The 23,530-nt window shown below is 49.6% G+C and carries 23 protein-coding genes; 11 read left to right on the top strand and 12 right to left on the bottom strand.

Annotated features, from left to right (window positions below):
* The first annotated feature begins 12 nt into the window (after positions 1 to 12).
* Positions 13 to 357, top strand: coding sequence for a hypothetical protein (locus tag D0Y50_RS06135; RefSeq protein WP_108566611.1), 345 nt, complete (start codon positions 13 to 15; stop codon positions 355 to 357).
* Positions 358 to 370: 13 nt separating this feature from the next.
* Here the strand turns inward: D0Y50_RS06135 and D0Y50_RS06130 are convergent, their stop codons facing one another.
* The 5 genes from D0Y50_RS06130 to azu form a co-directional block, all read right to left on the bottom strand.
* Positions 371 to 1,714, bottom strand: coding sequence for a class II 3-deoxy-7-phosphoheptulonate synthase (locus tag D0Y50_RS06130; RefSeq protein WP_108566634.1), 1,344 nt, complete (start codon positions 1,712 to 1,714; stop codon positions 371 to 373).
* A 192-nt stretch (positions 1,715 to 1,906) separates the two neighbouring features.
* A complete protein-coding gene (locus D0Y50_RS06125) occupies positions 1,907 to 2,665 on the bottom strand; it encodes a vitamin B12 ABC transporter ATP-binding protein BtuD (RefSeq protein ID WP_117315974.1) in 759 nt (252 codons plus the stop codon).
* Positions 2,662 to 3,630 (bottom strand): FecCD family ABC transporter permease, encoded by a 969-nt coding sequence (locus tag D0Y50_RS06120; RefSeq protein ID WP_176582448.1) that lies wholly within the window; start codon positions 3,628 to 3,630, stop codon positions 2,662 to 2,664. Before D0Y50_RS06120 ends, D0Y50_RS06125 begins: the two co-directional genes overlap by 4 nt.
* A complete protein-coding gene (locus tag D0Y50_RS06115) occupies positions 3,627 to 4,103 on the bottom strand; it encodes a low molecular weight protein-tyrosine-phosphatase (RefSeq protein WP_108566609.1) in 477 nt (158 codons plus the stop codon). The genes D0Y50_RS06120 and D0Y50_RS06115 overlap by 4 nt, the downstream gene beginning before the upstream one ends.
* Before the next feature lie 166 nt (positions 4,104 to 4,269).
* On the bottom strand, positions 4,270 to 4,716 hold the full coding sequence (azu, locus tag D0Y50_RS06110) for an azurin (RefSeq protein WP_108566608.1): 447 nt from the start codon (positions 4,714 to 4,716) through the stop codon (positions 4,270 to 4,272).
* A 723-nt stretch (positions 4,717 to 5,439) separates the two neighbouring features.
* On the opposite strand from azu, the gene pepE reads away from it, so the two are divergent.
* A complete protein-coding gene (gene pepE / locus D0Y50_RS06105; RefSeq protein WP_108566607.1) occupies positions 5,440 to 6,156 on the top strand; it encodes a dipeptidase PepE in 717 nt (238 codons plus the stop codon).
* On the opposite strand, the gene bioD is transcribed toward pepE, so the two are convergent.
* The 4 genes from bioD to bioB are packed head-to-tail and all read right to left on the bottom strand — an operon-like array spanning position 6,133 to position 9,854.
* Entirely contained in the window at positions 6,133 to 6,804 is a 672-nt protein-coding gene (bioD, locus tag D0Y50_RS06100; RefSeq protein WP_108566606.1) for a dethiobiotin synthase, read from the bottom strand. The genes pepE and bioD overlap by 24 nt on opposite strands.
* 2 nt (positions 6,805 to 6,806) lie before the next feature.
* On the bottom strand, positions 6,807 to 7,604 hold the full coding sequence (locus tag D0Y50_RS06095) for a methyltransferase domain-containing protein (RefSeq protein WP_117315971.1): 798 nt from the start codon (positions 7,602 to 7,604) through the stop codon (positions 6,807 to 6,809).
* Positions 7,597 to 8,766 (bottom strand): 8-amino-7-oxononanoate synthase, encoded by a 1,170-nt coding sequence (bioF, locus tag D0Y50_RS06090; RefSeq protein WP_108566604.1) that lies wholly within the window; start codon positions 8,764 to 8,766, stop codon positions 7,597 to 7,599. Before bioF ends, D0Y50_RS06095 begins: the two co-directional genes overlap by 8 nt.
* Complete coding sequence (bioB, locus tag D0Y50_RS06085; RefSeq protein WP_108566603.1) at positions 8,766 to 9,854, bottom strand: biotin synthase BioB; 1,089 nt, start codon at positions 9,852 to 9,854, stop codon at positions 8,766 to 8,768. The genes bioF and bioB overlap by 1 nt, the downstream gene beginning before the upstream one ends.
* 98 nt (positions 9,855 to 9,952) lie before the next feature.
* On the opposite strand from bioB, the gene bioA reads away from it, so the two are divergent.
* The 3 genes from bioA (at position 9,953) to D0Y50_RS06070 (ending at position 12,340) form a co-directional block, all read left to right on the top strand.
* Positions 9,953 to 11,224, top strand: coding sequence for an adenosylmethionine--8-amino-7-oxononanoate transaminase (gene bioA / locus D0Y50_RS06080; RefSeq protein ID WP_408640692.1), 1,272 nt, complete (start codon positions 9,953 to 9,955; stop codon positions 11,222 to 11,224).
* 28 nt (positions 11,225 to 11,252) lie between these two features.
* Positions 11,253 to 11,801, top strand: a complete 549-nt coding sequence (locus D0Y50_RS06075) for a DUF2937 family protein (RefSeq protein ID WP_108566601.1) — start codon at positions 11,253 to 11,255, stop codon at positions 11,799 to 11,801.
* A 257-nt stretch (positions 11,802 to 12,058) separates the two neighbouring features.
* On the top strand, positions 12,059 to 12,340 hold the full coding sequence (locus D0Y50_RS06070; protein WP_108566600.1) for a hypothetical protein: 282 nt from the start codon (positions 12,059 to 12,061) through the stop codon (positions 12,338 to 12,340).
* A gap of 421 nt (positions 12,341 to 12,761) precedes the next feature.
* Here D0Y50_RS06070 and D0Y50_RS06060 read toward each other — a convergent pair whose 3' ends face one another.
* A complete protein-coding gene (locus D0Y50_RS06060; protein WP_108566599.1) occupies positions 12,762 to 13,889 on the bottom strand; it encodes a GNAT family N-acetyltransferase/peptidase C39 family protein in 1,128 nt (375 codons plus the stop codon).
* Positions 13,889 to 15,370: a RimK family protein gene (locus D0Y50_RS06055; protein ID WP_108566598.1), complete on the bottom strand. Its 1,482-nt coding sequence runs from the start codon at positions 15,368 to 15,370 to the stop codon at positions 13,889 to 13,891. The genes D0Y50_RS06060 and D0Y50_RS06055 overlap by 1 nt, the downstream gene beginning before the upstream one ends.
* 213 nt (positions 15,371 to 15,583) lie before the next feature.
* On the opposite strand from D0Y50_RS06055, the gene D0Y50_RS06050 reads away from it, so the two are divergent.
* Positions 15,584 to 16,552 carry a calcium/sodium antiporter gene (locus D0Y50_RS06050; protein WP_108566597.1) on the top strand — a complete coding sequence of 323 codons (969 nt, stop codon included), beginning with the start codon at positions 15,584 to 15,586 and terminating at the stop codon, positions 16,550 to 16,552.
* Here D0Y50_RS06050 and D0Y50_RS06045 read toward each other — a convergent pair.
* Entirely contained in the window at positions 16,549 to 16,956 is a 408-nt protein-coding gene (locus tag D0Y50_RS06045) for a hypothetical protein (RefSeq protein WP_117315966.1), read from the bottom strand. The two genes, D0Y50_RS06050 and D0Y50_RS06045, sit on opposite strands and share 4 nt — an antisense overlap.
* Before the next feature lie 270 nt (positions 16,957 to 17,226).
* Between D0Y50_RS06045 and asnS the strand changes: the two genes are divergently transcribed.
* The 5 genes from asnS to D0Y50_RS06020 all read left to right on the top strand — a co-directional run bounded on the left by asnS (position 17,227) and on the right by D0Y50_RS06020 (position 23,520).
* Positions 17,227 to 18,624, top strand: coding sequence for an asparagine--tRNA ligase (asnS, locus tag D0Y50_RS06040; RefSeq protein ID WP_117315965.1), 1,398 nt, complete (start codon positions 17,227 to 17,229; stop codon positions 18,622 to 18,624).
* A gap of 230 nt (positions 18,625 to 18,854) precedes the next feature.
* Positions 18,855 to 20,003, top strand: a complete 1,149-nt coding sequence (locus D0Y50_RS06035; protein WP_108566594.1) for a paraquat-inducible protein A — start codon at positions 18,855 to 18,857, stop codon at positions 20,001 to 20,003.
* The gene (gene pqiB, locus D0Y50_RS06030) at positions 19,996 to 21,642 is read left to right on the top strand and encodes an intermembrane transport protein PqiB (RefSeq protein WP_108566593.1); all 1,647 of its coding nucleotides are present in this window, start codon (positions 19,996 to 19,998) and stop codon (positions 21,640 to 21,642) included. Before D0Y50_RS06035 ends, pqiB begins: the two co-directional genes overlap by 8 nt.
* Positions 21,639 to 22,217, top strand: a complete 579-nt coding sequence (locus D0Y50_RS06025; protein WP_117315963.1) for a PqiC family protein — start codon at positions 21,639 to 21,641, stop codon at positions 22,215 to 22,217. Before pqiB ends, D0Y50_RS06025 begins: the two co-directional genes overlap by 4 nt.
* 151 nt (positions 22,218 to 22,368) lie before the next feature.
* Positions 22,369 to 23,520, top strand: a complete 1,152-nt coding sequence (locus tag D0Y50_RS06020; RefSeq protein WP_108566591.1) for an efflux RND transporter periplasmic adaptor subunit — start codon at positions 22,369 to 22,371, stop codon at positions 23,518 to 23,520.
* The last annotated feature ends 10 nt before the right edge of the window (positions 23,521 to 23,530 follow it).

Below are 23,530 nucleotides of genomic sequence, written 5' to 3'. Positions count from 1 at the left end.
GATGTATTGCCTATGTTTGCCCGTCCAAAGCGAAATAAGCAGGTTATTGTTGACCGTCAGATTTTGTATCTACACGAAGTGATGGTGGCAAAGTGCCTGGCCGAACCAACACTTTTTACTAAGGTGCTGGAAAATCTTGAAACCCGTCATACCCAGGGGATAATTCGTTATGGCAGTTATTTGCTATGGCACAGCATTCTGGAAACCCGCGACCAGCCTGAACTCTTTGCTTCGTTAGTATTAGCAACCGATAGCAGAACCCAGGCTTTACGGCGTAAAACGATATTTGGCGGGGTGTTAACTGAGGCAGAACGCGAAGCCGCGCTGACGACGTATATCGCCAGCGAGCTGAATTAGTGGTTTTTACGGGCTAGTTACTGCGCAAATGATCCGAGACTAAAAAGGCCATTTCTAGCACTTGGTCCGCATTCAGGCGGGGATCGCACTGGGTTTTATAGGCTTGCTTAAGGTCATCATCGCTAATTTTATAAGCGCCACCGGTACACTCGGTAACATGCTGTCCGGTCATTTCCAGATGGACCCCTCCCGCGTGGGTTCCTTCGGCTTCATGGGCTGCAAAAAACTGACGAATTTCGCTTAAGATAGCATCGAAATTACGCGTTTTATAACCATTGCTGGCCTTAATGGTATTGCCATGCATTGGGTCAGAGCTCCATACCACATTGCGCCCTTCCTGCTTCACCCGACGTAACAATCTTGGCAGATTCTGCTCAAGGTTCTCTGCGCCCATCCGAGTAATAAAGGTTAACCGGCCAGGATCATTAGTTGGGTTAAGCACATCTATTAGCTTAATCAACTCGTCCTCATCCATTGACGGGCCAACTTTCACCCCGATGGGGTTATGAATACCACGGAAAAACTCAACATGGGCGTGGTCTAGCTGGCGGGTACGCTCACCTATCCAAACCATGTGCGCGGAGCAATTATATGGTTTACCGGTTAAGGTATCGGTGCGGGTTAGCGCCTGTTCATAGTTAAGCAACAACGCTTCATGCGAGGTAAACAAAGAGGTTTCATGCAGTGAAGGCGTATTGGCAGAGTTAATCCCAATAGTATCCATAAACTGTAACGTATCCTGAATACGTCGTGCAATATCCTGATAGCGCTCTTTAAGTGGGTTATTTTCCACAAACGCCATATTCCAACGATTTACTTCATGTAAGTCCGCTAACCCGCCCTGGGCAAAAGCGCGCAGCAGGTTAAGGGTGGCGGCACTGCGATGATAGGCATCCAGTAAACGGTTAGGATCGGGACGACGCGCAGCTTCGGTAAATTCAAAGCTGTTAATAATATCGCCACGATAGCTCGGCAGAGTGACACCGTTGATCGTTTCCAGATTCGATGACCGCGGTTTGGCGTATTGCCCGGCCATCCGGGCAACTTTGGTTACCGGGCAGCGGCCTGCGAAGGTCATCACAATTGCCATTTGCAAGATAACTTTAAACGTATCGCGGATTTTAGGAGCGTTGAACTCGTCAAACGATTCTGCGCAGTCGCCGCCTTGAAGCAAAAAGCCTTTACCCATGCTGACCTCGCCCAATTGCCGGCGTAGTTCGCGGGTCTCCGCTGCAAAAACTAACGGCGGGTATTTGCTTAAGGTCTGTTCTACATGAGCGACCTGTGCCAGGTCATCATATTCGGGTTGCTGTAGAATTGGTTTGCTTCTCCAGCTATCGGGTTGCCAGTTTTCCACGAAGTCTCCTGTTGCTATTGCTTCATTGCTATTAATGATAAGGGAACGGGCCTTGCGGCATAAGCTGAAAATTGTCATCAGTGCGGCATGAAAATAGCTTAATTGTATTGGTGAACTCACCAGAACAAACACTGACAGCGCCTTTTTCGCAGGCGACGGCATAAGACGGCCCTTAAGGCCAGCTTACCATATTTATGATAGTACAGGAGGCCACTGAGGGTGAATTTGTAGCGTGTTTTGGTTATTTGTTATATCAAACGCTATGCCGTAACCCATTTTGAGATTCTCGGCGGTAAATACCTGTGAAATTGTGCCACTGGCCACTTGCTGCCCGCCATTAAGCAACATCGCATGAGAGGCGAAGCGAGCGCTCAGCGTCAGATCATGTGAACTGATGATGGTACTATTGCCTTGCTGACAAAGTTGTTGCAAAAACGTAAGAAAGGTAAGTTGATGGCGGATATCCAATCCTTGCATTGGTTCATCTAGCACCAGCAGCGCCTCACCGGCTTCAATAGCCGTCCAGACCTGCCACAGTGCCCGCGCCAAGTTAACTCGCTGTTGCTCGCCCCCGGATAACCGGGTAACCGGCCGGGATAATAACGGTTTGAGTTCCAATGCTTCGGTTAACACTGCCGGTAAAGGATGAGCGCCCTTCCCCGCCCCGTAAAAATCAATATACTGCCCGGCGGGGATGGCAAAAGAGTGTACTTGCTGCTGCCCATGAAAAGCTCTGAATCGCGCCAGATGTGCCAGATTATAGTCACTGATGGGAGTGCCTGAAAGCAGGCAGCGACCATGTTGTGGCAGGGCTAATCCCGCCATTATCTGGAGCAGCGTCGACTTGCCGGCGCCATTTTGCCCTAAAATGTGCCAATGCTGAGCTTTGTTCACCACCAGATTAATAGCGTCAAGGCGACCGCTCACGCCCACCTTTGATAGTGTAATCATGCCACTTTCCACTGGCCGCGATACAAAGCCAACAGTAATAGCGGCCCGCCTACTGTGGCGGTAATCATAGAAACTGGCAGGGTTATCAGGTGCAGGTATTCGGTCAATGTCGCTACGGCTAACAGTACTACCGCACCACACAGGGCGCATGCCGGTAGCAAGGCGCGATTATTATAGCCTATTACCAAGCGTAGAAAGTGCGGTACCAATAGGCCAATAAACGCAATAGAACCGGCCACCGATACCGCAGCCCCTACCCCCAGCGCACTTGCCAGCAATGTCTTTTTAATCAGTTTTTCCGGCGTAACCCCCGCCGCTGCCGCCAGGGTTTCCCCCCCGTAAAGCCAGTTAAGTTGCCGGCTTTGCCAACATTGGTAAACCACACTGCCCAGCATTACTGGCCCTGCTACACTTAAAATCATCCAGTCAGTCTGGTACAGACTTCCCATCAACCAAAAGGTGAGATTACGCAGCGCCTGTGCATCCGCCAGTACATACAGCCAGGCCATCAGCGCCCCACTTACGGTAGAAATAGCAATGCCGGCTAAAATTACCGCCATGGCTGCACCGCGTAACCTTCTGGCTACCAGGTATATCATCCAGGTCGATAGCAACGCACCAATGAAGCAGCCTAACGGCAATAAATAAAGCGCCCCCTGAGCAAGCTGAATGGGCTGTACAATAAGCAAACCCGCCGCTACCAGACTGGCTCCGCTTGAAATACCAATGATCCCCGGGTCGGCCAACGGATTGTGTAACACTACCTGTAAAGAGGCGGCACTGACAGCCAGTACCGCCCCCACTAAAATAGCGGTTATTACCAATGGTAACTGTAGCTGCCATAGAATATGCCAGAATACCTCGCTGGCGACGCTTTCTTGCCAATCGGTAAGTAACACCGCGGTAATAAGCGCCAGGCCAGCCGTAGTCAAGCCGGTATAGGTGGTGAAGGCTAAACGTTTCACTGCCGTTTTTTAATATCCTCTATCAAACCGTCGCTGGCTTGTTCAATTAAATCCAATACCAGCTCAAAGCCTTTCTTACCGCCATAATACGGATCCGGTACTTCTTGATGGTCACTGTTAGCAAAGGATAAAAAAAGCTTTATTTTGGGGTGGTATGCACTGTCTGACACTTTTTGTAAATTGGCCAGGTTGCTCTTGTCCATCGCCAGGATATAGTCGTATTTATCAAAATCCTCATGCGCCACCTTACGGCACGCTATACCATCAAATTTATAACCTTTGGCGATCCCCGCGCTTTGCGAACGTTTGTCGGGCGCGCTACCTATGTGATAACCATGGGTACCGGCAGAATCGATAGTAACATCGAGCCCGGCGGCCGCTGCCTTATGGCGAAACACCGCTTCAGCGGTGGGCGAGCGGCAAATATTACCCAGACAAACGAACAAAACGGCGGGTTTCTGCTGTTGCGACATCAAACAAACCTTAATTAATACTAACTATTGACGCTGATATACCTGCTAACGGAACGAAGCCGAGGACAGGCAAAATAGTGCTAGAGTGTACCATGGCGGGGGAAACAGAGAATAGAGGACAATAAAAATAGAAGGCCAGCATACGCCAGCCCCGAATAGACCGATATTATTTAACGGTAAGCGTGCCTTTCATCATGCTCATATGGCCTGGGAAAGAGCAAAAGAATGTGTATTCATCCATTCCGGCCAGTTCATCAACCGAGAAAGTCACAGAGGTTTGTTCACCTCCACCAATAATTTTTGTGGCTGCAATTACTCGCTCATCATCGGGTTTAAGGTAATTTTCTTCCATGCCCGCGGTCATGCCATCGGTCGCGACGGCCTGGGCATCGTCCGGCTTAGTTAAGACCCAGTTATGGCCCATAACGCTTTTGTCCATTTTACCGCTGTGAGTCAACGTAACGGTAAATTCATCACAGCTTTTTGGTACGCTCATTTCTTTTTTACCAAACTGCATTGAATCAGTACTGTCGATAGTTGTTTCACATTCTTGGGCGCTTACCGCGCCGGCGGTAAGTAATAGTGATGCTGCAAGTAAGCCTTTAACTTTCATAATCGCTCCTTATAGAACGGATTTGTCGCGCATGAGCCGCGCATATTAGGAAAAGCGGTAAAACCAGGTCGCACCGCTATGATGACCTGGCTTATTACGCGCATATTACACGTAAAGTTTACCTGCGATACAATACCATGCACAAGAATGGGACGATAACCCCTTTAACTGCCCTATCCTGTCTGAATCACCAATCAGCGGTAACTGATGTCGCTGTGTTCTGCCACATAGCTGGTTTAAGATAAAATCTGTTAAAGGAACAGGTGGTAGTGGTGCTTGACTTGTCCATTTCCAGCTCTACCCCTTTTGGCCATCATTATTTTCTCAGCCGTATGAATATAGCCAACCCTACGCGCAACTGAGCAGACTCATGCCCTATTCCTGCTCGATAATTCGCTAGCCCCTTCATCCTAGCCCCGTAGATGCCCAGAGAGCCGCACGGGATGCACGGCTATTCTCCCCTTGCACACAACAGGCAAAGACCAGCGGCGGCAACCAACCTACCAAACCGTTGGTGTTGTGTTTAAGCCAGAAGCGAGGTTGCGTAAAAGCCATAGAGGAGCCAGAGGAATAAGCAAAGCCCGTTTTGCTTCTATATTCTGCTTTATTTAAACACCTCATGTTATTGTCTGACGTGTTTACAGCGAAAGTTAATATGACGTACGGCAAGCTACATATCTTCGACCGAATGCGTTAGGCTTAGGCTTTTATCATGGAGCAGGTATGCACCCACAGGTTTTAATGTTAAGCAGTTCCCGGCAAGGTAATGAAGACTATCTTGAGCATGCAAAGCCATTTATTTTCGCGCACCTTGGTGATTGTAAGGACTTACTATTCGTTCCTTATGCAGGGGTAACTACGGCGTGGGATGACTATTGCGAAAAGGTCGCCAATGCCTTACCTGAATTTACGGTTACCGGTTTGCACACCTTTGCCGACCCGGCAGAAGCACTGGCCCAGGCGTATGAGAAAAAGCAAGCAATCGTGGTGGGCGGCGGCAATACCTTTAATTTGTTGCATAGTCTTTATGCACGAGGCTTACTGGAACCGCTAAAACAGGCGATAGCAAAAGGAACCGCGTATATAGGCTGGAGCGCGGGCTCAAATATCTGCGGGCGCAGTATTAAAACGACCAATGATATGCCTATTGTGCAGCCCCCCTCCTTCAACGCACTGGGCGTGCTGAACTGCCAGTTAAACCCCCATTACAGTAATTATGCCCCGGCGGGCCACAATGGGGAAACCCGCGACCAGCGGCTGGCTGAATTTACTACGCTAAATCCTGATGTGGCGGTGCTGGCCATTGCTGAAGGTACCGCTTTGAGGCTTACCGACGGCAGGTTAACCCTGGTCGGCGACAAGGAAGGCTTTGTATTTTGTGGTACCGAAAAAAGGACGGTTCAGCCTACTGCCGACTTATCGCAATATATTAGCCAGTAACCCGTCTGTCGGACTGGGCGCTGTAGCATAAGGTAGTTCGGCTAGCAGTGGAGCTTCCAGCGCATCGCATAAGGTGCGCAAATTTTCCCGATAATATGGCATGGGCGCGGAAGTAAGTTGATTTGCCACCCAGCCATATAGCGTAAGGCCCGCTTGCGAAATAGCCTGCGCGGTCAGCAAGGCATGATTCAGACATCCCAGCCGCATCCCTACTACCATAATGACCGGCAGGCCTAGTTGTTGCACAATTTGCGGCATCCATAAGCCATTCCCCAACGGCAGCTGCCAGCCACCAGCCCCCTCCATAAGTAAAACATCTGGCTGATACGCTTCAAGCACTTTATAGCCTGATAGAATCTGTTGCTGGCTAATAGGTATACCAGCCTCACAGGCAGCTATATGAGGCGCGATAGGCGGCATTAGCGCTATGGGGTTCACTTCGCGTAGGGTGACCTTCATATTGCACGCCTCGAAGATGGCTAATGCGTCCTCGTTAACAGGCTGGGTGTCTACCATTTCACAGCCAGCCGCCACGGGTTTGTAGCCTAAAACCTTGTCACCATTGGCTGCCAACGTCTTTAGCCAGCGAACAGTAAAATAGGTTTTGCCGACTTCGGTGTCGGTGCCGGTAATAAAAAAAGTCTGCATGATTACTTTTCCAAAATGAGGTGTGCTACCTGGTAGCTCAACGGTAGTCCACCGTCGGCAGTACGCGGGTAGGCATCAGCCAGAGCCGCGATTGCCGGACGGGATAACGGCGGTGTAGGTGAGGATGTCAGCCGGGTCCCCGCCCCAACCGTTTTTATTGAGCGCAACAGTTCCAAAATGTCGGTAAAAGTATCGATATACAATGCTGCCGTGGATTCAATTAGCCGCACGTTACATTGCTTGCTGGCCTCTTCCCATTGCGCAAAACTTGCCATGTTATTTGTGGCCGGAGCAAGCCCGCTCGCTGCCCGGGCAGCGTCCAGTTCAGCAAACGAGCCCGATACCATGATGGTTAGGCACGCTATGCCTTGAGGAGCTAGCACCCGGGCCACTTCGCCAATAACCTGTCGGGGGCAAGCACACCACTGTAATGCCATAGATGAAAATACCCTGTCGAAGGTATTGTGATGAAAGGGCAGCGCTTGGGCATCGGCTATTTTGAAGGTCAAACGGGCAAAACGCTGGCTGGCATAGGCCACCATGCCAGGAGCTAAATCCACGCCGGTAACGGTAAACCCGCGCGCCGCCAGGTTGGCGGTATTGCGTCCGGTACCACAACCGATATCCAGTAATGTGCCTATGTTGCCCGGTACCCGGTTCAGTCCGGCCGTAGCGATTGTATGTTGAATCGTCGCGCAGTTATCGTAGCGCGGCGCGGCGCGGCTAAACTGGCGGGCAATATTGTGTAAAACAGCGTCACCACGTAAAGACGCCGTTAAAGGCTGCCCCACGTCAGACATGGCTGGTCTCTTGTGCTGCCAGACTTAGCGCATCGCAAACCGCGGTAATATCCTGTCGGGTGTGGCCGCTGTTCAGTGTAATACGAATACGATCAGTACCTTTGGGTACGCTAGGATAGCGGATAGCTGGGGCCCATATACCGCGTTGTTTTAATGCTTCACTGAAGGCTACCGCGCGCTGAGGATTGCCAATCATCACCGGTTGAATGGGGCTGGTTGAAGGCATCAGTGCTATTCCACATTGCGCCGCGTACTTTTTAAAATAAGCGATATTCTGTTGCAGCGTGTCACGTTTATCTGCGGTAGCAATATGTTCAAAAGAATACAGCGTGGCTAATGCCTGTGCCGGCGGCATCGCTGTAGAGTAAATATAATGGCGGGCATTGTTCACCAGATAATCAATCAATAATTGAGAGCCCGCTACAAACGCGCCCCCAGTTCCGATGGCTTTACCAAAAGTGCCCATTACTATTGGCACCTGTTGCTGGCTGAGTCCATATGCCTGTACGCTGCCCAACCCGGTTTCGCCTAGCACGCCCAGGCCGTGGGCATCATCAACCATCATCCAGCAGTCGTGCTGATGACTTAGGCTGGCAAGCTCAGTTAATGGGCTGGCGTCGCCATCCATACTGTAAATACCCTCGCAGGCTATAAGCGTATCAGCTGTATCACAGGCAGCTAACTGTTGCCGTAAGTGGCTTATATCGTTATGTTTGAACCGGCGCAGCTGACCACTGGACCCTTGCGCGCCGTCGATGAAAGACGCATGCATATACTTATCCGCCACAATATTGCCGCCAGCGGGAAACAGTGCCTGGCATAGCGCCTGGTTAGCACTAAACCCTGAATTAAATAACAATACCGCTTCACGTTTTAGATGCTCGGCTAAATAGCTTTCTAAGGCCTGGTGGGCCTGGGTATAGCCCGTCACCAATGGCGAGGCGCCGCTTCCCGCGCCAAATTGGGCCAGTCCTTCTACCCAACATTGCAATAAGCCCTCATGTTGTCGCATCGCCAGGTAATCGTTGCTGGAAAAATTTAAATAATGCTTACCTGCAATACAGATGACACTGTCTTTTTCGTACTCTACCACGGTGCGTGAACGCAAATAGCCCTGCTGCTGTTTGTGTTCAAGCTCCCGGGCCATCCAGTCAAATGGCATCAGGCCTCCACCGTGCCCTTGCGGGTCGCATCATAAAACAAATCTCGGGTATTCCCCTGGGCTATCTCTTCGCGCAATGTTTGGGCATGGGCTTCATCTGAATAATCGCGTCGGCGTTCCGTATTGATGCCAAGCTTACGAAACAGTTGCACATCTTCATGGGTATCGGGGTTAGATGTAGTCAGTAGTTTGCACCCATAGAATATTGAATTCGCCCCTGCCATAAAGCATAGCGCCTGCATTTGCTCGTTCATATCCTCCCGGCCGGCAGATAATCGCACGTGGGAGGCTGGCATCATGATTCGGGCTACCGCTATCGTACGGATAAATTCAAAGGGTTCCAGATCGTCGACGTTATCCATGGGGGTGCCTTTTACCTTCACCAGCATGTTAATCGGCACACTTTCCGGTTGGGTTGGTAAATTTGCCAAAGACATTAACAGTCCAGCTCTGTCTTTAGCCGTTTCGCCCATCCCGACAATACCGCCAGAACATACATTCATACCCGCGCCGCGAACATTTTCCAGTGTATCCAGCCGGTCCTGATACGTACGGGTAGTAATAACATCGCCATAATACTCAGGGGATGTGTCCAGATTATGATTGTAATAGTCCAGGCCCGCCTGTTTTAGCGATAGCGCCTGCTCTCGGCTTAACATACCTAACGTCATACAGGTTTCCAGGCCAAGTTTTTTCACTTCTGCGACCAGTTGCGTGACGTAAGGCATATCCCGCGCCTTTGGGTTGCGCCAGGCAGCGCCCATACAAAACCGCGTCGAGCCTGCCGCTTTGGCCTCTTTGGCGCGCTCTATTACCTTTTCAATCTCCAGTAAACGTTCCTTTTCCAAACCGGTATCGTAGCGCGCGCTTTGCGGACAATATTTACAGTCTTCCGGGCAGGCGCCAGTTTTTATCGAAAGCAACGTAGATACCTGCACCTCATTAGGATTAAAATGCTGTCGGTGAATCGATTGCGCGTTAAATACCAAATCGTTGAAGGGCATCTCAAAAAGTGCCTTAACTTCCTGGTGAGTCCAGTCGTGGCGCACTGTACCAAGGGCCGTGTGCTGAGGGAATGCGGCAGTCATAGCCTGTCCTTTACTATTGTCAAATGCTGGCTTAGTCTATGCACACCATCAGAGTTGTCAACTCTGACCATTTACCAACCTTTACCAATGGCGATATTTTGACCAATACTGAATTTGATAAGCGCCATATCTGGCACCCTTACACCTCTGCTACTCACCCCCTTCCCTGCTATGAAGTCACTGGCGCTGAAGGTGTTAATATTCACCTGGCTAGCGGCGAAACGCTGGTCGACGGCATGTCCAGCTGGTGGGCTGCCATTCATGGCTATAATCACCCGCGCCTGAATCAAGCAGCCCATTCGCAAATTGATAAATTTTCTCACGTGATGTTTGGCGGCTTAACCCATGATCCGGCAGTCCGGGTATGTAAGCAATTGCTTGCTATGGCACCAGATGGTATGGAACGGGTCTTTTTAGCCGACTCCGGATCAGTGGCGGTCGAAGTTGCATTGAAAATGGCTTTGCAATACTGGGCCTGCCAGGGCCGGCCAGATAAACATCGGATAATCACCCCGCGAAATGGTTATCACGGCGATACCTTCGCCGCTATGTCGGTCTGTGATCCGGTAAATGGAATGCACAGTTTATTTGCTGAGGTACTCTCCCGCCAGATATTTGCGCCTGCGCCGCAAACCCGCTTCGGGCAGACATTCAGTGAAGACGATATTTTACCTCTTGAAGAATTGTTTGCCCGGCATCATCACGAAATAGCAGCATTGATTATTGAACCTGTGGTGCAAGGCGCTGGGGGTATGCGTATTTACCATCCGGAATATCTGAAACGCTGTCGGCAGTTGTGTGATACCTACGATGTGTTACTTATTTGTGATGAAATTGCCACCGGTTTCGGGCGTACCGGCAAATTATTTGGCTGCGATCATGCCCAGATCAGCCCGGATATAATGTGTTTAGGTAAAGCGCTCACCGGCGGCTACATGACACTGGCAGCTACACTGTGTACCGAAGACGTCGCGCTGGGCGTTTGTCAGGGTGAACCTGGGGTATTTATGCATGGCCCTACTTTCATGGGCAACCCGTTAGCCTGTGCGGTGGCGGCGGAAAGTTTAGCCCTAATTCAGGAAAACCACTGGCAGCAGCAGGTTAGTAATATCGAAACGCAGCTCCAACAGGAGCTTGCCCGCTGTGGCGAGCTGGCCTGTGTGAAGGATGTACGGGTACTGGGCGCTATCGGAGTGGTAGAAACCCACCAGCCGGTGGATGTGGCTCGTTTGCAGAAAATATTTGTAAAGGCTGGGGTGTGGATTCGTCCTTTTAATAAACTGGTTTACATCATGCCACCGTATATTATTAAACCCGAGGCGTTATCCCAGCTGACGGCAGCTATTTACCATGCCCTGCATGAGGGCTAGTGTGGCAGTTTAATACCAAGGACTCTGTATGAAGGTGCTGTTTAATCTGGTTGATAAATTTCTATTTGCCGTGCTGCTTATCGCCGCCATGCAGATTCCCATCCTTGCTGACCATTATCGGCAATACCTGAGCGGTTATTATGATGCTACGCAGCGCACGATAGAAGAATATCAGGCGCTGGCAAACCAATTTGGCTATAGCAATGTGGCGCAAATGATTGCTGCTTTGGAACAAAACGACGTGGCACTGGTTCGCGAAGACGCGCGCAATAAGGCCCGCACCCTGGAGACGTTCCATAATTTGCAGTATGGGCTTAACGTGTTAAACCAGGGTAATTACTTCAAGCAGGCCTGGTATATGTTCGACCCCAAGCGCTTCACTACATTAAAACGGGTCGGCGAAAATTTTGCTCCTTCTTTGCCACTTGCCCCGTCGGCCGTGCTTTATAGCTTATTGTTAGCCTTATTCATTAATGTGTTTATCTGGTCGCCGCTATGGTGCGTGCGCGGGGTACGCCGTATTCGCCAGCGCCGCCGCGAAGCCCGATCACAAGGTAAGACACACTTACACACCTGATCCCTCACATTTACAAACAAAGTATGACATGCCGCTGGTTTGCCGGCCGTTACTAACGGGTAAGGGAAACATTGCTATCCTATACCCCACAAGGGCTTCATGACATATTGATGACGGATTCGTGACATCCCGGTATTCATTTTGCAAAACCTGTTAGGAGTGTAAACCTTTGACAAGTGCCGATGAGCCAGATGTAAGACTCATAGACCTGATGCGTAAAAGGTTTTTGAATTTACCGCGAATAAGCAGGTTGTATTATGAAAAATGAAAATACATTATTGATTGGACAAGCGTTGCAAATTAGAGACAAACTCGTCGCTAAGCGGCATGCCATTCCGTCTTCTATGATGAAAGAATGGAGCAGGCTACAAGCACAAACGGAAAATTTCGACTCCAATCATCCTTTTGATCGCGCTGTTAAAGGGCATGCCTTTACCAAGCCCGCTGTCTATAATGGCAGTGCCAGCGAGCTTAACGCGTTGGTGTCTTCGCTAAAAGAATTCGATCAACGTATTGCCGGCAATACTCGTCATCACTGAGCGGCTTTCCCGGCGCCGGTGCGCGCTGCGGTAGCAAAGATGCTGCGGTCGCAAAGATGCTGCGGTCTCAAAGATAATGTGCCGATGTCAGATGAACACTTAAGCCCGCCGAACATGTTCGCCGGGCTTTTTATATAGGTCGGTTTATTAAGGATGGCCAACCCGCGCGGCCATATTTTATGCTGGTTTCCCAAGCGGATTTTTCCGTGCTGCGAATGCCCTCGCAGTACTACGCTGTTCGGCGACTCACCCGGCTTAGCGCGGCGATCACAGGGTAACAGTGCGGCGGTCTGGGTATGAAACGGGCGCTATTTCCCTTTTTGGCCTTTCCGGTTTGCCTTACTCACTTGTTAACCATAGCCCTTGATATTTTGCACCTGGCCTCCCAGACCGCATGGTAAGAGGCACAGATTTATGCTGATTATAGTGAGCTCGCAATAACCACAGCCGTACGAATTTTACGTTTGCCATAGCTAGCCAGACGCAAAAAATCGTCTTTGGCAATGGGAATATGCTGACACTCCACATGTTCATCTACATTTTCAGGATCAGGGTCGTGAATATACACACAGCGCTCATCAATGCCGGTAATCGTCACCCAGTGGGGCGCTTTGCGTTTATCGAACTGGTACGTGCTGATTAAACAGACCACCGTATGGCCACTGGCCAGTGTCGCTACCAAATCATCTATACGCCATTCCCGATACTCTATCGCGACCGCTTTTTGTTCGGCCTGCTCAGCAAAATCAGCTTCCACCACTTCGATAATGTGCTTTTTATGGGTACTGCGCACGCCATCAGAAAACAGCGGCAATTGCCGGTTCAACCACACGCTAGCTGTAAAACCTTCATCTACCGCCGCTAACGCCAGTCCTAGCGGATGACAACCACCGTGACCTGAGGTCATGAAAATAGTGGTAGCCCGCCGCCAAAGGCGCAACTCTTCGGTTTGCGACATATCAACATTTGCGCTTAGCGCCCGCATTGCCATCATCAACGCTGCCGGCCCGCAGGTAAATTCGGTGGTTTGCCGATACCACGGGTACGCATTTGCAGGGGCATAGGTAGCCGGGTGGCTAAGCACCTTTTGCATCCGTAATGCGTTGGCATTATTAGCATAATAGCCAGGGTATATACCAAACTGGCTAAATCCCAGGCGTTGATATAGCCGGATCGCAGCGTCGTTGTCCTCCGCCACTTCCAGCCTCATAAATCGCTTTCCCCGCTCCAGAGCCCTCCTTTGCAGCTCGTCAATCAGGTACTGGGCAATGCCTTTGCCTCTGGCTTCAGGCGCCACTGCGATAGAGTAAAGCCGGGTGAGTTGGGTCCCCCGACGCAATAACAACAAGGCATAGCCCAACAACTCGCCATCCTGTTCAGCTAGAATAAATTCGGCATGAGCGGCGTTGACATAAAAACGCATTCGGCGCTGGCTTAGCCGGTCTGCCACAAAGCAGCGCTGCTCCAATGCCCATAGCCTGGCGACGTCAGCCGCAGCCACTTCACGGGTTTCAATTTCACTGCCCGCAGGCAAGATCAGGGCTTCCATTAGCGCCCCCTTAACTCCAGGCGGTTAACAAATTCCTGCATAATTAGTTCGTACAGGGCTTTACCCAGGTATTTGTCTTCCACACCGGAATCAATACTCGGGTTATCATTTACTTCAATCACATAAACCTTATTACCAGACTGCTTAATATCTACGCCGTATAACCCATTACCCACCACTTTGGCGGCCTTGGTCGCTGCCTGCAGTACCGCTTTGGGTACTTCAAAGGTAGGCATAGTGGCAAAATCACCTGAATCGGTACCGTCACCTTTGTGGTTATAAATTTGCCAGTGATTTCTTGCCATATAGTATTTGCAGGCATAAATAGGTTTGCCACCCAGCATACCAATACGCCAGTCGAATTCGGTGTAAACATATTCCTGTACCAGCACCAACGCAGACGCACTAAGCATCTCGACCAGTCTGGCCTTTAATTCAGCAGCATCTTCAACTTTATACACCCCCCGACTGAACGAGCTTTCCGGCAGCTTCAAGACCAGCGGCAGCCCTAAGTCGCTGATCAGCTTTTCACATACGCTATCCTCATGAGAGGAGACAAACTGGCTTTGCGGCGCAGGCACCTGCTGATAGGTGAAAGCGTCCTGTAAAAATACTTTGTTGCAACACCGTAATATTGACTGGGTATCGTCAATCACCACCAACCCTTCCCGTTCAGCGGCGCGCGCCAAGCGGTATGTATGATGGTCAATGGCCGTTGTTTCACGGATTAACAAGGCATCATAATGGCCCACATCGTCGGGGCGTAAATGGCTGACCACTTCGGCATTAATACCCACATTGTGCGCGGCTTTCACAAACTGGCTGATGGCTTTTTTATCGCTTGGTGGTGTGGTTTCATCCGGGTTAACCAAAATTGCCATATCCCAACGCATTTTTTTGCTTTGCGGGCGCTCACGCCAATGCGATTCGGTAAATGCCTGTAAGCGTTCAATCGCAAACCCCTGCAGCGAGGCAGGCACATCATTAAAACCAATGGCCTCGCACTCCACCACGCCTATTGGCCCACCGGTAGAAGTGACTGCATTTTCGCCGGCTAAATGTACGGTCAGTTTTAAAATCGGGCAGGGATAGTAGCGAAAAGCCACTTCTGCCACCTTGGCAAAATGCTGATCTTTCGTTTGTCCAAACAGTACATAAATGGCATCAGGCAGGGATTCGTTGTCTGGCCAGATGAAGGTATCGGGTAATGACAACCGTGGTAAGCCATGCCCTTCGTCCGTCATTCGTAGGTCATTGATTGTTTTTACCGCAGGCAGTACGCCATGCTTACGCGCCTGGGCCAGCAGTGAACAATAGTATCCTTGCGACAAATACTTGCCCGTATCGCACAGGTTGATGACCCGGGTCTTTGGCTCATTAAGTTTAGGAAAGTCTGCCAGATAACTATCGAACGTAATAACGTTCAGGCTGGTCTGCGCAAAAGGGCTTAAGTCATCGGCCACAATCAATGTGTTATGCATAATCGGAATCTTATTTTAGTCGTGTTGAAGGCGAAGACACCCAATTGCGCCGAACCTCAACTTATGTGGCTGAAAGTGTAATGCAAGCGCGCTTTTTGCATAGTAAAATCAGCACGGTAAATTTTCATCGTAACGATGAGCTTTTGTGATGAAAAACGTACCTGCTACAACAATTGACGTATTATTGCCGGATTGCGGTTTTTAGGAGTTTTTATGGTTTTGCCAACGGTTGCTATTTTAATTGGTTTGCCGGTTTTATTATGGAGCGCCGGTAAGTTTGTTGACGGCTCAGCAGGCATCGCCCGACATTTTGGGGTGTCGCCACTGCTTATTGGTATGTTGATTATTGGTTTTGGTACCTCAGCGCCGGAGATCATTGTATCGGTATTTGCAGCAACGCAAGGCAATTCAGGTATTGCGCTGGGTAATGCGTTTGGTTCTAACATTGCTAATATTGCGTTGATTCTTGGCTTAACCGCTATCGTCAGCCCTATTGCGGTGCGCTCGGAAATTATCAAACGCGAGTTGCCCATTATGCTAGCCATCACGTTTATTGCGGCGTGGCAACTGATGGACTTGGCCCTGTCTAAAGATGACGCCTTTACCCTGTTAGGCCTGTTCGTCATTTTGATTGGCTGGAGTGTTTGGCAAGGCATGAAAGGCAGTGGCGACAACCTTGCTGATGAATATTCAGAACAAATCAGCGCCAGTGTTTCGCCGGTTAAAATGAATCTGGTATGGCTGCTGGCAGGTTTAGTGTTACTGATTGCCAGCTCCCGCATTCTGGTCTGGGGAGCGGTGGAAGTGGCCAGCCATTTTGGTGTCAGCGATACCATCATAGGCCTGACAGTGATTGCCATTGGCACGTCATTACCCGAGCTTGCCTCTTCGCTTATGGCGGTCCGTAAAAACGAGCATGATTTAGCGTTGGGTAACGTGATTGGTTCGAATATGTTTAATACGCTTGCCGTGGTTGGTTTGGCGGGCACTATTCACCCAACCGCCATTGATAGCAGCTTTTTCTATCGGGATATTATGATTATGCTCGGCGTGTCGGTGGCCCTGTTTGTTTTCTGCATTGGCATTAAGGGTCAGGGGCGTCTTAACCGGTTGGAAGGCAGTGTGTTTGTATTGGGGTATGTAGGTTATACGTGGTATTTGATTAACTCTGCATTTGTTTAGCCAAAGTTTAGCGCCAGCCCAAGCAAGCTGAGCAGGCCTATCCCTAACAGGATAAATAAGTTAACCCCAAATTCATCATGGCGGCGGCGATTGCGCCGCCATTTAATGCCGATAGCCACCAGCCCCAGGCTTAAACACACTTGTAGTAATAAAAATAACCATTGAACCAACTCTGCCGACCAAAGGGTATTACCCGGTAAGTTCCAGTAACGCTGCACCCCCGCGATAAAGTCAGGCCGCGCGAAATGAAATACCAGGAGAGCGCCGAATAATACCAACCAGGCGGCAACGTTTAACCCCACCGCAACCTGATACACCGCGTTGTATTTTCGCGGTTGCTGACGCCGGTTATTCAACTCAGGACGATGGCCCGCCCCGGGGCTATGGTGGGCGTGTGTATGCATTAATGAACTCTGGCATCCCGTTATGGTTTAAGTATACTAGCCTGACTTTATACGCGAGACATCAGGAATTCGTCTAAATCGGGTTATCGGGGTCACTTTTTCTTAGGTTGGTACTTTTTCACAACCTGAAAAATAAGGCGACAGGTTGGGGATATATGACGCAATATTCGGCTATGCCCCCCGGTTTTATCAGACAAGATGCATGCTCCCACGGAGTGTGCGATGATGTCTCGCAATAGCTAATCTATAAACTGTGACGGAGAATATACAATGACGCATGCGCCCGTTGTCGAGGTACTTGAGGGCAAGTACGCGGTAGGCGAAACGGTGACCGTAAAAGGTTGGGTAAGAACACGCCGGGACTCAAAAGCCGGTTTGTCCTTTATTGCTTTGCACGATGGCAGTTGCTTTGATGCCGTGCAGGTAATCGCGTTAAATTCTCTGCCTAATTATGCTGATATCCAGCGCCTGACGACAGGCTGTTCGCTGGCCGTCAGTGCCAAGGTCAAAGAATCGCAGGGTCAGGGCCAGGCCATTGAACTGGAAGCCGAGCAGGTGGAAGTTATTGGCTGGGTGGAAAACCCCGATAGTTATCCTATGGCTGCTAAGCGCCATTCGATTGAGTATTTGCGTGAGCATGCTCACTTGCGCCCACGTACCAATGTTATCGGCGCAGTAACGCGGGTTCGTAACTGTTTATCGCAGGCTATCCACCGCTTTTTCCATGAAAAAGGCTATTTCTGGATAAGTACGCCGGTTATTACTGCCAGCGATACTGAAGGCGCCGGTGAAATGTTTCGTGTATCCACGCTGGACATGATGAATCCGCCAAAAACAGATAAAGGTGACATTGATTACAGCGAAGATTTTTTTGGTAAGGAAACCTATCTGACGGTATCAGGCCAGCTAAATGTTGAAACCTATTGTACTGCTATGTCGAAGGTTTACACATTCGGGCCTACCTTTCGGGCAGAAAACAGCAACACGTCGCGCCATTTGGCCGAGTTCTGGATGATTGAGCCAGAAGTGGCGTTTGCAGAACTTGCCGATGTTGCCCAACTGGCTGAAGATATGCTGAAGTACGTGTGCAAGGCAGTCTTGCAGGAACGTGCTGATGATATGGCCTTTTTTGCCCAGCGTATTAATAAAGACGCAGTCGATCGGTTGCAAAAGCTGGTTGATTCAGACTTCGTGCGGATGGATTACACCGATGCCATCGATATATTGCAAAAATGTGGCAAAACCTTTGAATTCCCAGTGGAATGGGGTGTCGATTTATCTTCTGAACACGAGCGTTACCTCGCTGAAGAGCACGTAGGTGCGCCCATCATCATGCAAAACTACCCGAAAGACATCAAAGCGTTTTATATGCGCCTGAATGAAGACGGTAAAACGGTTGCCGCGATGGATGTTCTGGCGCCAGGTATCGGCGAAATCATCGGCGGCTCGCAACGTGAAGAGCGGCTGGATGTATTTGATGCGCGCTTGGCAGAGATGAACCTGAGCAAAGAAGATTATGCCTGGTATCGCGATTTGCGCCGCTACGGTACCGTGCCCCATGCTGGATTCGGCCTTGGTTTTGAACGCCTGGTTGCGTACGTTACTGGCATGCAGAATGTCAGGGATGTCATTCCCTTCCCGCGTACACCAGGTAGTGCCTCGTTCTAACGAGCCGTACCCCATAGTTGAAGCCGGTTATAAGACCGGCTTTTTTGTATCTTTTTACAAAGGGGTAAGCTATTCTTTTCGTAACACTTTTCAATAGCAGCAAATGATCTGATCAGCGCGTAAAATGCTATTATAATTAATGCTATAAATGCACTATGCCGATACCCGCTACCACTTTCATAGTGGCTGTTATCCGGTAAACTCTTAGCCAATCTATACAGCGATGTAATATGAGCGCCACGGGGCAACAGACCACCATAACTTGTGATCAATGCTACACCGATGTAGCCATTCCCCCTCTGAGCCATTGCCAGGAGGCGTTTTGTCCTAAATGTGAGCACGAGCTACTCAGTTTTCGCAAAAACGGCCATGAGCATAGTCTGGCATTTGCCGTTTCCGGGTTGTTCTTATTACTCCTTAGCCTGCCCTTTAATTTTCTCATTTTTAAAAGTAACGGCCAACAGCACAGCATTAATATTACCGATACCCTCAATGTGCTTATTGAACAAGACTATTTATCCCTGGCGGTAATTACCGCCCTGGCCATTTTGATAATTCCGTTTATTGTTCTGCTGGGTATCTCAGTATTATCCTTATTATGTATTCGTAATCAGCGCTGGCCGGGCCTGCGCCTGGCCTACCGCAGTGTGAATACGTTAAGTCAATGGAGCATGGCTGAAGTATTTATGGTGGGCACACTGGTTAGCCTGATTAAAATTACCTCGCTGGCTGAAGTTAGTTATGGCATTTCGTTTTATACCTTTATTGGTTTTGCTATATGCCTGACCCTGGCATTGGTAAATTATGATAAGAACCGGCTGGGCCTATGGCTTTTTCGCAATCGTTTACCCAAACCCAAAAAACTGACGGTAAGCGGTGCCTCAGTGAGCGTTCAGCGCACCTGGGCACTGTTGTTGGTAGCCGCGCTGCTGTATATACCGGCCAATGTACTACCTATCATGCATACTGAGTTATTTGGCCGCAGTGAACCCAGCACCATTGTGGGCGGCGCAATTTCATTATGGCAGTCAGGATCCTACCCGGTAGCCATCGTTATTCTGATAGCCAGCGTGGCGGTGCCGGTGGCTAAAATTGCTATTCTGGCCTGGCTGAACTTTACCGTGCAGCATCGTTTCAGCCAGCGCCGACAAACCCGGGTTAAGTTTTACCGCTTCACCGAAGCAATTGGCCGCTGGTCGATGATAGACGTATTTGTGGTCGCGATACTGGTTGGCTTAATTCAACTGGGAAATACTATTTCAATATATCCGGGCCCTGCAGCGTTAGCATTTTGTGCCGTGGTATTTGTTACCATGGTCGCTGCTATTACGTTTGATTCCAGGCTGATATGGATAGATAGGAAAACAATTAATGAGTGAACAGGCAAAGGTAAAATCCACCCGACGAATATCCAAAATATGGATTGTACCTATTTTGGTAGTCATCGTAGGCGGCTGGATGGTGTATACCCAATGGAAAAACCAGGGCCCGCTTATTACTATTGAGTTGAAATCAGCCAGTGGTATTGAAGTAAACAAAACCACCATCAAGGTGCGTGACTTCGATGTTGGCCAGGTAAAAAAGATAGAACTCAAACCCGATCTTGACGGCGTATTGGTTACCGCCCGCATGGAAGCCAGTGCCGAACGCCTGCTTACAGAAAACACAAAATTCTGGATGGTGGCCCCGCGCATCAGCTTTTCCGAAGTCAGTGGGCTTAACACCCTGTTATCAGGCAGTTATATTGCTATGTCGGGCAATGATAAAGGCGCGGAACAACGTCATTTTGTGGCGCTGGAGCGGCCCCCCGCTACGCCACCGGGCACCCCGGGACTACATTTAACGCTGAAAAGTGATGACCGCTTTGCCTTCAAATCTGGCGACCCAATCATTTATAAAGGCTTTAAAGTAGGCGAATTTGAAGAAGCCGAATTTAATATTGAAGAGCGCGTGGTGTATTACAGCGCCTTTATTGAAAGCCCTTACCATAAGCTGGTTACCCGTAATACCCGGTTCTGGAATATCAGCGGGGTAAAACTACAATTACGTTCGGGCGGTGTGAAAATTGAAACTGGCAGCCTGGAAACTCTGTTAGCAAACGGCGTAACATTTGGTATCCCTAAAGGGATTCTGCCCGGCCAGCAAGTAAGAGAGGATGCCACTTTTACTGTATATGAAGATGAAGGCGCGGCCTCCAATGCCCGCTATAAATTGTCCGCCGAATACTTACTGTTAATTGATGAAACCGTGCGCGGCCTGACCGTGGGAGCACCGGTGGAATACCGCGGCATTGAAATTGGTGAAGTGGTAAAAATTAATGCAGTAGAACAGGTTGAAGGTAATATATTGGATGAGAACTTCCCTATACCGGTACTCATTAATATCTATCCGGGTAAAGTTCGTCAGCAAGATAGCCACCAGGCGTTGCAAAAGGTAAAAGAAACCCTTTCCAGCTGGATTCAACGGGATCTGCGGGCCACATTGCGAATGGGTAATGTGCTCACCGGCGGCTTATATATTGACCTGCACCATGCTAAAAACAGTAAACCTACCAGTATCACCGTGGTTAACGGACTGGAAGTAATACCCACGATGTCGAATGAATTCACCCAAATTACCCAAAAAGCCGACGCTATTTTGGATAAGATAAACCAGTTGCCGCTTAGTGATATGGTCACAGATGTGCGCGAGGTAATAACCGATATGCAAGCTGCGGCAGTCTCGTTAGAACAGACCAGTACAGATTTTGATAAGGTGCTGGCAGAGGTCGATGTAAAAGCGCTCAACCAAAATCTGAATCAAGTGTTATCAGACATGTCGGGACTATTGCGAAATTATTCGCAAGGCGGGCTGAGTTCATCTGAAATACAAGAAACGGTAGATGCTATGCAGGACACCTTACGCAACCTACAACCTTTGTTGTTGCAGCTTAACCAAACCCCTAACAGTTTTATCTTTTCTGATAACCGCGAAGTTGATATTCAACCGCAGGCCAAACCAAAAGGAAAGTCGCAATGAAGCGCGTGTTCATCTCCATAAGCGCCGCGACGGCGATGTTATTATCAGGCTGCGCCAGTGACCCGGTTAATTTGCATTATTACCTCCTACACTCGCCCTCAAAAGTGGTCGAAAAAGAGCAACGCGCCGCTACTGCACATATTCGGTTTAACCGTATTGCACTACCTGATTATCTCAAGCAACGGGGACTGGCTATGCAGACCGGGCCGGCAACTGTGTTTTTTTCCTCCAGCCATGTCTGGGCGGAGCCACTAGCCAGCGGCTTAGTTCAGTCACTCAGTGAATCTTTGTGGCAGGAACAGCACATAGATGTGATACCCAATGGCGTTTACGAACACCTCACAGTTCACGATGTGGCAATTCATGTAGATGACCTCATCGCTACCAACAATAATGAAGTTGTGCTGAGGGGCCACTTTTGGCTGTACCCTGCTGCAGCCGAGCCCGTTATGCAACGTTTTGACTATCGGCGGGAATTAACCGCAGACGGGTTTGAGCATGCGGTCATTAACATGCGTGAGCTAGTTACGCTGCTGGCGGCGGACGTTGCAAAAAGTGTGTCAGACGTAAAATAAAAAACCAGTACTTTATCATTAGGTTAGCAAGCGTCACTGCGCAGGATGTTACCCAGCTTACGAATGTTAAACATTACGTTACATTTGTACAAAGTTTGTCTTATCATAGCTGTATAACATAGGGACAAATCTGCTAAAGAAGCGATATTTTATGAAATGGATTAAATTTGTTGCCCCGCTGGCCGTTATTGTGGTCGGCGGTTTAGGCACATACGCTGTTGTAGCTACTGCATCAGATGAAACAGTAAAAGAAGCGTTAGATACCCGCCCCGTAGTCACTGTTGAAACACTTTCCCCTGTTGATTACACCGTGCAAATTACATCTTATGGTGAAGTCACCCCACTGGAGCGTACCCGCCTCGCGGCTCAGGTCGATGGCGAGGTAATGAGCTGGAACCCGGCGTTTGTTACCGGGGGGCTGGTTAAACGGGGGGATATACTGTTCACCATTGAAAAAGACACCTATGAAGCAGCCTTACTGCAAGCCGAAGCAGCATTAGCATCGGCGCAAGCCCAGCTCATCCAGGAACAGGCCCAAGGGCGCGTAGCCGAGCAGGAAGCAAAAAGCCTGACCAGTGGCAATATTTCTGACTTATACCTGCGTAAGCCGCAAATGCTAAGCGCGCAGGCGGCAGTAAAATCAGCCGAAGCCATGTTGAAAATTGCGCGTCGCGATTTGGCGAATTGTGAAGTCACCGCTCCTTACGATGCGCTGATAGCTACAAAAGAAGTTGGTGTGGGTGACTATGTTACCGTGGGCACCCTTACTGCCACCCTTAATAATGTTGAAACAGCAGAAATTATGTTTCCGGTAGCCGGTTTTGACCGCGCGTTTCTTCCTGCTGATTTAGCCCAACATCCGGCGGTAGTTTCCACTGCCGGTCCGATGGCCACAGAGTTTACCGCTGTGATCAATCGCGATGCCGGGCTTATCGACACCGCGACCCGCATGACGCACCTTATTTTACGTATTGATGATCCTTACGGTATTCGCAGTGGCGAAGCCAAAGTGAAATTTGGTACCTATGTCAATGTTACTTTTAGCGGCAAAACCCTGGACAAGGTTTATCGGGTGGCCCAGGAGCTGATAACGAATAACCAATTATGGCTGCTGGATGACGAAGGCAAACTGTATGCAAAACAAGTGACTGTACTGCGTGAAGAAGCTGGTGACTTCTTTATTACCGGGGACTTTGATGGAGCCCGCATAGTCATGACGCCGCCTGAATACCCCCAGGAAGGCATGCCGGTTAAGGTGCTAAAGAGCGACCAGGACTTGGTTGCCCATCGCCCACGTACGTAACAGGATAACA

Origin of the sequence: Salinimonas sediminis (genome assembly GCF_003429285.1) — a bacterium.
Lineage (GTDB): Bacteria > Pseudomonadota > Gammaproteobacteria > Enterobacterales > Alteromonadaceae > Alteromonas > Alteromonas indica.
The sequence above is the reverse complement of the archived record's forward strand: the minus strand, read 5'-3'. Positions and strand labels throughout refer to the sequence as shown.

Coding starts and splice junctions, on each gene's coding strand:
- D0Y50_RS06135 (WP_108566611.1), top strand. CDS start 13: ATGTTTGCCCGTCCAAAGCGAAATAAGCAGGTTATTGTTGACCGTCAG.
- D0Y50_RS06125 (WP_117315974.1), bottom strand. CDS start 2,665: ATGATTACACTATCAAAGGTGGGCGTGAGCGGTCGCCTTGACGCTATT.
- D0Y50_RS06115 (WP_108566609.1), bottom strand. CDS start 4,103: ATGTCGCAACAGCAGAAACCCGCCGTTTTGTTCGTTTGTCTGGGTAAT.
- azu (WP_108566608.1), bottom strand. CDS start 4,716: ATGAAAGTTAAAGGCTTACTTGCAGCATCACTATTACTTACCGCCGGC.
- pepE (WP_108566607.1), top strand. CDS start 5,440: ATGCACCCACAGGTTTTAATGTTAAGCAGTTCCCGGCAAGGTAATGAA.
- bioD (WP_108566606.1), bottom strand. CDS start 6,804: ATGCAGACTTTTTTTATTACCGGCACCGACACCGAAGTCGGCAAAACC.
- D0Y50_RS06095 (WP_117315971.1), bottom strand. CDS start 7,604: ATGTCTGACGTGGGGCAGCCTTTAACGGCGTCTTTACGTGGTGACGCT.
- bioF (WP_108566604.1), bottom strand. CDS start 8,766: ATGCCATTTGACTGGATGGCCCGGGAGCTTGAACACAAACAGCAGCAG.
- bioB (WP_108566603.1), bottom strand. CDS start 9,854: ATGACTGCCGCATTCCCTCAGCACACGGCCCTTGGTACAGTGCGCCAC.
- D0Y50_RS06075 (WP_108566601.1), top strand. CDS start 11,253: ATGAAGGTGCTGTTTAATCTGGTTGATAAATTTCTATTTGCCGTGCTG.
- D0Y50_RS06070 (WP_108566600.1), top strand. CDS start 12,059: ATGAAAAATGAAAATACATTATTGATTGGACAAGCGTTGCAAATTAGA.
- D0Y50_RS06060 (WP_108566599.1), bottom strand. CDS start 13,889: ATGGAAGCCCTGATCTTGCCTGCGGGCAGTGAAATTGAAACCCGTGAA.
- D0Y50_RS06055 (WP_108566598.1), bottom strand. CDS start 15,370: ATGCATAACACATTGATTGTGGCCGATGACTTAAGCCCTTTTGCGCAG.
- D0Y50_RS06050 (WP_108566597.1), top strand. CDS start 15,584: ATGGTTTTGCCAACGGTTGCTATTTTAATTGGTTTGCCGGTTTTATTA.
- D0Y50_RS06045 (WP_117315966.1), bottom strand. CDS start 16,956: ATGCATACACACGCCCACCATAGCCCCGGGGCGGGCCATCGTCCTGAG.
- asnS (WP_117315965.1), top strand. CDS start 17,227: ATGACGCATGCGCCCGTTGTCGAGGTACTTGAGGGCAAGTACGCGGTA.
- D0Y50_RS06035 (WP_108566594.1), top strand. CDS start 18,855: ATGAGCGCCACGGGGCAACAGACCACCATAACTTGTGATCAATGCTAC.
- pqiB (WP_108566593.1), top strand. CDS start 19,996: ATGAGTGAACAGGCAAAGGTAAAATCCACCCGACGAATATCCAAAATA.
- D0Y50_RS06025 (WP_117315963.1), top strand. CDS start 21,639: ATGAAGCGCGTGTTCATCTCCATAAGCGCCGCGACGGCGATGTTATTA.
- D0Y50_RS06020 (WP_108566591.1), top strand. CDS start 22,369: ATGAAATGGATTAAATTTGTTGCCCCGCTGGCCGTTATTGTGGTCGGC.